Source organism: Flavobacterium gawalongense (assembly GCF_007097265.1).
GTDB lineage: Bacteria > Bacteroidota > Bacteroidia > Flavobacteriales > Flavobacteriaceae > Flavobacterium > Flavobacterium gawalongense.
This window is the reverse complement of sequence record NZ_VJZP01000016.1, coordinates 1-1,179: the sequence shown is the minus strand read 5'-3', so window position 1 is coordinate 1,179 and position 1,179 is coordinate 1. Positions and strand designations below refer to the sequence as shown.

General features: G+C 45.4%; 1 protein-coding gene (only partly in view). It reads left to right on the top strand.

Features of this window, described 5'->3' with window-relative positions:
• Positions 1–1,179, top strand: part of the annotated coding region (locus tag FNW38_RS17935; protein WP_144265601.1) for a G8 domain-containing protein (this coding region is incomplete at its 3' end). 1,121 nt of the annotated region lie to the left of the window's left edge; 1,179 of its 2,300 annotated nt are in view.

The window sequence follows — 1,179 nt, the reverse complement described above, 5'->3', positions numbered from 1 at the left end:
GACCTATTCTCCACTATCATTGGCAGCGACAACCAGTTACCAAAGAAGAACCATTTCCACTCAAGATGGCGTTCTATGTTATTCAGCATATACAACACCTATTACCATAACGGTACAAAGTACTGTTACCGCCGGAGCCATTGGAACAGCGCAAACGATTTGCAATGGCGCCACACCAGCAACACTCACTTCTACAACAGCGGGTGCAGGTTCAGGAACTATTAGCTATCAATGGCAAACCAACGCGAGCGGAAGTTATGTGACAATAGGCGGAGCAACTGCGGACACCTATTCTCCACTATCATTGGCAGCGACAACCAGTTACCAAAGAAGAACCATTTCCACTCAAGATGGCGTTCTATGTTATTCAGCATATACAACACCTATTACTATAACGGTACAAAGTCCTGTTACCGCCGGAGCCATTGGAACAGCACAAACAATATGCAATGGCGCCACACCAGCAACACTCACTTCTACAACAGCGGGTGCAGGTTCAGGAACTATTAGCTATGAATGGCAAACCAACGCGAGCGGAAGTTATGTGACAATAGGCGGAGCAACTGCGGACACCTATTCTCCGTCATCATTGACGGCCACAACCAGTTACCAAAGAAGGACCGTTTCCACTCAGGATGGTGTGAATTGTTATTCTGCTTATACCTCGGCTGTGACCATTACCGTTACCGATACACAAGTTCCAACGATAGCAACTTTAACAGCTATCAGTGTCAATGCAGACGCGGGAGTTTGCACCTATGCAAGTTCTCAATTAACAGCTCCAAGTGCTTCAGATAATTGTACAACGGTAACCGTAACACGTTCACCAGCAAGCTTGGTGAAAGGACTAAACACCGTAACTTGGATCGCAACAGACGGAAATAGTAATACAGCAACTTCTACACAATCAGTTACAGTAGTAGACAGTCAAGTTCCAACGATAGCAACTTTAACAGCTATCAGTGTCAATGCAGACGCGGGAGTTTGCACCTATGCAAGTTCTCAATTAACAGCTCCAAGTGCTTCAGATAATTGTACAACGGTAACCGTAACACGTTCACCAGCAAGCTTGGTGAAAGGACTAAACACCGTAACTTGGACCGCAACAGACGGAAATAGTAATACAGCAACTTCTACACAATCAGTTACAGTAGTAGACAGTCAAGTTCCAACGATAGC